General features: G+C 59.5%; 6 protein-coding genes. 1 reads left to right on the top strand and 5 read right to left on the bottom strand.

The features are described 5' to 3' along the window. Positions 1–78 precede the first annotated feature (78 nt). Entirely contained in the window at positions 79–1,203 is a 1,125-nt protein-coding gene (locus UP10_RS35755; protein ID WP_044586661.1) for an IS110 family RNA-guided transposase, read from the top strand. Between the two features lie 402 nt (positions 1,204–1,605). Here UP10_RS35755 and UP10_RS42390 read toward each other — a convergent pair whose 3' ends face one another. The 5 genes from UP10_RS42390 to UP10_RS35730 form a co-directional block, all read right to left on the bottom strand. Further along, positions 1,606–2,151 carry an SgcJ/EcaC family oxidoreductase gene (locus UP10_RS42390; RefSeq protein ID WP_050043968.1) on the bottom strand — a complete coding sequence of 182 codons (546 nt, stop codon included), beginning with the start codon at positions 2,149–2,151 and terminating at the stop codon, positions 1,606–1,608. 174 nt (positions 2,152–2,325) lie between these two features. Then, entirely contained in the window at positions 2,326–2,568 is a 243-nt protein-coding gene (locus UP10_RS35745) for a GntR family transcriptional regulator (protein ID WP_245322108.1), read from the bottom strand. A gap of 209 nt (positions 2,569–2,777) precedes the next feature. Next, positions 2,778–3,416, bottom strand: a complete 639-nt coding sequence (locus UP10_RS35740; RefSeq protein WP_197086984.1) for an ankyrin repeat domain-containing protein — start codon at positions 3,414–3,416, stop codon at positions 2,778–2,780. 187 nt (positions 3,417–3,603) lie between these two features. Further along, positions 3,604–4,101, bottom strand: a complete 498-nt coding sequence (locus tag UP10_RS35735) for a hypothetical protein (protein WP_156180598.1) — start codon at positions 4,099–4,101, stop codon at positions 3,604–3,606. A 271-nt stretch (positions 4,102–4,372) separates the two neighbouring features. Continuing rightward, positions 4,373–5,710 (bottom strand): IS701 family transposase, encoded by a 1,338-nt coding sequence (locus UP10_RS35730; RefSeq protein ID WP_044591888.1) that lies wholly within the window; start codon positions 5,708–5,710, stop codon positions 4,373–4,375. Positions 5,711–5,715 lie beyond the last annotated feature (5 nt).

Genomic DNA, 5,715 nt, shown 5'->3' with positions numbered 1-5,715 from the left:
TGAAGGCGACTCACCCTCGATGTGATGACGAGGGCTGCCCGGATAGGCCGGGTAGAGCCTCACACAAAGGGGCGAGTCATGGAGCATCATAGCGAAGCATTCGTGGCGTTGGACACTGCGAAATTGCGCAATGCGGTGGCGATTGCCGATGCCGGTCGAGCCGGTGAGATTCGATATCTCGGCGAGATCGACAATACTGAAGCCGAGACACGCAAGCTCGTCGCAAAACTTGCGAGCAAACATGCTCGATTGACGTTCTGCTACGAGGCTGGCCCGACAGGTTACGGTCTCTACCGCTTGATCAAGAGCATCGGCCATGACTGCATTGTGGTGGCACCGTCGCTGATCCCATCCAAGCCAGGTGATCGGGTCAAAACCAATCGGCGCGATGCCGTCAATCTCGTGAAGCTGCTCAGGGCCGGTGAGCTGACGGCGGTCTGGGTGCCTGATGAGCGTCACGAGGCGATGCGGGACCTCGTGCGGGCTCGCGACGCCGCGGTCAAGGACTACAGAGTCAAGCGCCAGAACGTCTCCTCGCTACTGCTGCGTCTCGGCCGTCACTATCCGGGCAAGAAAACCTGGGGGCGGACGCACCTCAACTGGCTCACCGGCCTCAAGCTTGAGCATCGCGAGCAGCGCATCGCCTTCGAGGAAATGTTGTTGGCTGTACGACAGGTCCGGGAACGGATCGAGCGGTTGGAGCAGGCCATGCGCGAGGCCGTCGCGGACTGGACTCTGGCGCCGGTCATCGAGGCAGTGCAGGCCATGCGTGGCGTCGACATGGTCGGTGCGGTCGCGTTCCTGGCCGAGCTTGGCGATCTGTCGCGCTTCGAGAACCCCCGCCAGTTGATGGCCTATCTTGGCCTTACCCCGTCAGAGAGATCTACCGGAGAGAACGTCAAGCGGGGTGGCATCACCAAGGCCGGCAACGCGCGAGCACGACGGCTGCTCATCGAGGCTGCGTGGAGTTACCGTTTCCCACCCCGCGTCAGCAAGGACATGCAGACCAGGATCGGGGCCGCACCACGAACGGCCCGCGAGATTGCCTGGAAGGCGCAGATACGGCTTTGTGGCCGCTTCCGGACAATGACGCGGAAGGGCAAGCGGCCGACGATCGTGGTAACTGCGATCGCCCGCGAGCTGTCGGCCTTCATCTGGGCGATCAACCGCGAAGTCGCGGGATCTCATGCAACGGCGAACTAAAGACCAGGGTCATGGACCGCTCGAGCTATGAGGGCTCGACCGGCCCACAACCCCTCCGCCCTGACACGTAGCAACGGCCCAATAACAGCGGAGCATCATCGAACATCAATCGTGCAGCAGCGAGGGCGGGGCCACGGCAGGGGAACTCCCGCTTGGACTATGTGGCCGATCGCAAGATCGATGCCCGCGTTTAGACAGGGACAGCCCCGGACGAACAAACGGAAATGCGGTACCCAACCCGCGAATCAGAGTTTGATCACCGACGTCTTCAGGTCCCCGCCCTCACCCCTGCACGATCTATCGCCCAGACCCTCAAGCCAGAATGGCAGCAAGAGGGCGACCAATTGCGCCCTCAGCGCTTGACTAGGGACATCAGAGTCCTGTGGCCCGAAGCGGACCAATCTAGCCCTTCTTCGCCTGACCGTAAGCAATCGTCGTGTTGTGCGCGTGCGCAATGCGCCACCCAGCTTGAGTTTTCACAAACACCATCGTGATGAGGTTTCCGCTATCGGGATACGCCGCGCCAGACGGAAGTGCTCCAACCCCCTCTATTCGGTTGATGTGGGTCTCAACAATGACGTTGGGCGCAATCTCGCGCATCGTGGTGATTTCAGGCGTCTGCATGCGACTATTGGCAAACATACCTTTATGGAGAAGTGCATGTGCCTTCATCACCGCCTCGCGACCCTTCCAGTGCATGCCGACGACATTTATCCAATCCACGTCAGGCATGGCGTCGGCGACGAAAGCATCCATATCGTGCCTATTCCAAGCATCCGTTTGTCGGTCCAGAATTGCACGGATCGCGGCTTCGTCGGCGGCCGACACGGGTGATCCGATTGAAGGATTGTCGCTTTGTACCGTGGCGGAGTGCAATTGCCCGACGATTAGGAATACGCTTGCGGCCAGGAATAAGCTTGCGACGCAAATTCTAAGAAGCTTGTTCATCTGAACTCCCTTCAATCGAAGCGGGCGACACTCATTAGATGCCACGGCGGAAAATTGAGGTCCACCAAGGAATAGGAACCAAATGTCGGGAAGTAGCCCTTCAGCACCTCCGGGCGACGTTCATTATTCCGCCGCTATGGGCCGACAAGCGGAGATCAGGCGTGCCCCTATTGGTCAGTTCGCCCCGGACCGCGCCGCCGGCATGTAGATCTGAGCGTAGCCTTCCTTGATCGCCGAGGTGATGCGGTCGAGGCGGCGGTCGATGTGCTTCTCCAATACCGACACGCACCTCTCCTCGTCGCGCGCTTTCAGGCCCTCGAGGACGGCGCGATGTTCGGCCTCGGTGTTGGATCGGTTAATGCGGTCCATGTCGATCCCGCGCACGAAACGAATCCGCGCGTTGACGTTGCGCAGCATCTGCAGGATCTCGGCAAGTGGCCGGGGCCTAAGGTCATTTGCGGGCAGGATTGCTCACAGATGAAACGATCACTTGGGAAGCACGAATGCCCGCTTGTGGCCTCCCTTTCGGACCTCATCGCCGTCTGCGGGTGTCGGCTCACTGGGGCTTAGCGGACTTCGGCGGAAGGCACGCCAACTTCCGAGTTTGACCCACAACGGCGATCGGTTCACGTGGCTCCGTGCTCCTCAAGAAGACGCAGTATCTTTTTTTGCTGCGCCTTCGCCTCAGTTGATCCTGAGCCGCTTTTGCCAGTGTTCTGATTTGCGAGAAGCATCGGCGTCGAGCCGTTCCTATTTGGAGCACGCGGGTCGGCACCGCCATCGATGAGCGCCTTCACCGCAACCGCGCAGCGATTGCGCACTGCGCGGTGCAGTGGCGCGACCCCGCTCTTGTCGACCGCATTTGGATCCGCTCCGGCTCGAATGAGCCTGCCTATGATCTTCGCCTGGGCGCTTTGATCCCATGCCGACAAGCCAGGCCCGCCATCAACGGCATAGTGAAGGGGCTCCGCGCCACGTCTATTCCTCGCTCGAATGTCGGCGCCCCTGGCGATCAGCTCGTCTACAATGCGAGTTTGATGTGCCGCCGCCGCCATATGCAAGGCGGTATCGCCCTCGTACATGTAGTGCAGAATCTGTTCGAAAAAGTTACGTTTGGGAGATTGCCGAGTTGCGCCATGACCCGCGCGCGCTTGTGCCAAAAGCGGCAAAGCATCAAGCAATCCAATGGCGGTCACGTCGTCTCCGGCGACGATGGCCTCCACGCAAGCCCTGAACGGGTCACCCTGGATTTTATCGGCCTTCAATTGCTTACTCCCTTTTGTTAGTAGGCCAAACATAAAGGCGGAGCGCGAATGGAGCTAGTATACTCCGCCCATCGCCGGTATCTGAGTCTGACCCTTAACGGACAATCTGGCGCTGTGAAAGAATCAGACGCTGTACGGCTCGGCTGATGGACAGGCCAACAGCCATCAGTTCGCTCTCCTCTTAAGATTAGAGAAGGCCACTTTCCAAGCCGGGCCAAAACCTCACCTTGAACGTTCGGTACAGGGCAAGGCTCGCAAGGCCTTCGCTGAGCGCCATGCATCCGCCTCCAAACAGCGCGACGATGTAAAGCGCGTATCTGGGGCTGAGCGCGCCTAAAGCATACCGCAGAGGAGCCAGCGCAAATGGCAGCACCGTCAGGACCAAGCCAAAAGCGATGATCTTGGAGAATTGAACGGGCCAACGATCCTTCAGGTCGAGCGGCGGCGGATTGACGTCGGAGAAACAAGCAACAAGTCTACGTCGAAACGCGACGAAGTTCGCAAGCTTCGCCAAAAGCCAAAGGCCGGTCGCAATTTCGATCAACGCCAGATCGCCATTCGACACATACCCAGCGCGCCGCAAGGTCCAAAAGTTCGGAAGATATTGGATGACAACCGGAGAGAGCCCCTCGCGAAGAAGCGGCAGATGCGGAACGAGCGGAAGAAGAAGGCTGGCTAAGACCAACAACGCTCTCAACGGCGAATCTGCCGTCGCTGGCGGTCTAATTTCCCCATCTTTGTTATAGCTAAATCGATAAGCTGCACCGGGGCCGGTCATTTGGACTGACTATCAGCTCCCTTGTGTCACGCCAAAGGCGAAATGTCGCCTGTCGGCCCTGACTCTGGGCGGCGTCCGTTATTCCGTCGCTATGGGGGACAAGCGGACATCAAACGTGCCGTTACCCTAGCACCCCGATTTATGAGTACACGGCCTAACACTACTTTGGCAGATTTATTCACGCCGCTGCTTTCCGCCGATTTGTCTTCTGCAGTGCGGGCATCGCTGAGGTCGTGGTTGAACGATGAGATCGACGATGGCTTGGCGTACGGCCGGTAGGCTCGGCTGAGGTGGTGGACCGTTGATTCTTTTTTTTCCGCCCCGCTTGTGCGAGACGGCGATGCTGGAGGAATGCGTAAGCGATCATAGTCATGAGCGCATGACGATGAAGGCCCTGCCAGGATCGTCCCTCGAAGTGATCAAGCCCGAGTTCCTCTTTCAGCTGCTGATGGGCCTGTTCGCAAATCCATCGAGCTTTGATCGTAGCAGCTAACGTGCGCAGATTCGTCTTGGCCGGCATATTGGCGAGATAATATTTCTTCTCTCCCGACGTCCTGTGTTCGCCGATGAGCCAGGCTTCGTCCCCCGGAAGATGCTGCTGGCCCATGTCCTTGATCCGCTGCGGAGGTCCATCAGCGGTTCGCACGCGAACCGCGGCGAAGCGAGCTTCCAGCCGGCCCTTGGTCCCGTTTCGCCAACTCACATTTTGCCACTTAGCATTGGCCAGCATGTCTTCGGCCGCCGTCGACAATACGTCGGGAATGTGCCGCTTGCGGGGACGACCTCGACCGGCGACCGGCCAGATCAATTTAACCTCCACCGGATAAACCTTCTGATGACGAGGGATACCGACGGCCCAGGCCAGGCCGCGTGTCGTGAGCCCCTGACGGAACGGCGCGCTGAGGCCGTAACCGGCATCGGCCAGCACACAGCCAAAGCGCATACCGGCTGCCATCACGCGATCGATCTCCGCCAAGGCGATCTCTGGCTTGGTCCGCGCTGCGCGGTACTCTACAGGAACGCCCGCACGCTTCAAACGCACCGGATTGCTCGTCCAACTCTCGGGAACGAAGAGACGTAATGCCACCATGACCGGCACTTCACCCCGCGCAAGCGTCAGCGACACCAATGTTTGGCAATTAGCCGTCTTGCCGAGAGACGAGGCATATTGTGGAGCGACGCCAACCGAACGATCGCCCTTCTTCGGCATCGCCGTGTCGTCGATGACCAGCACCGCATCTTTGCCGCCGACCAGGCGATCGGCCTGAACGAGCAATTCTGCCTCCAATGGCGCCGCATCCCAGAGGCCATCAGCGATGAAATGGTGCAACTGGTCATACTCGCCCGGTGCCAGCCGCGCCGCCATTGGCTGGACGCTCTTGCGATCGCCCGGTCCAATCAATCCCGAGATATAAAGCGGACACATCCGCCGCCGCGCCTTGTGACCTAAACGATCCAGGAATGGCTTGAGCCAGCGCCCAAGCTCGTCTTCCCACTTCGACTTCGTGTCCACCATGGTCG

It is taken from the genome of Bradyrhizobium sp. LTSPM299 (genome assembly GCF_000938235.1).
In the GTDB taxonomy this organism is placed as follows: domain Bacteria; phylum Pseudomonadota; class Alphaproteobacteria; order Rhizobiales; family Xanthobacteraceae; genus Bradyrhizobium.
This window is presented reverse-complemented; position numbering and strand designations above follow the sequence as displayed.

What these genes read in the sequence shown, in the direction of transcription:
- UP10_RS35730 (WP_044591888.1), bottom strand. Translation starts at nt 5,710, where the DNA reads ATGGTGGACACGAAGTCGAAGTGGGAAGACGAGCTTGGGCGCTGGCTC.
- UP10_RS42390 (WP_050043968.1), bottom strand. Translation starts at nt 2,151, where the DNA reads ATGAACAAGCTTCTTAGAATTTGCGTCGCAAGCTTATTCCTGGCCGCA.
- UP10_RS35755 (WP_044586661.1), top strand. Translation starts at nt 79, where the DNA reads ATGGAGCATCATAGCGAAGCATTCGTGGCGTTGGACACTGCGAAATTG.
- UP10_RS35745 (WP_245322108.1), bottom strand. Translation starts at nt 2,568, where the DNA reads ATGCTGCGCAACGTCAACGCGCGGATTCGTTTCGTGCGCGGGATCGAC.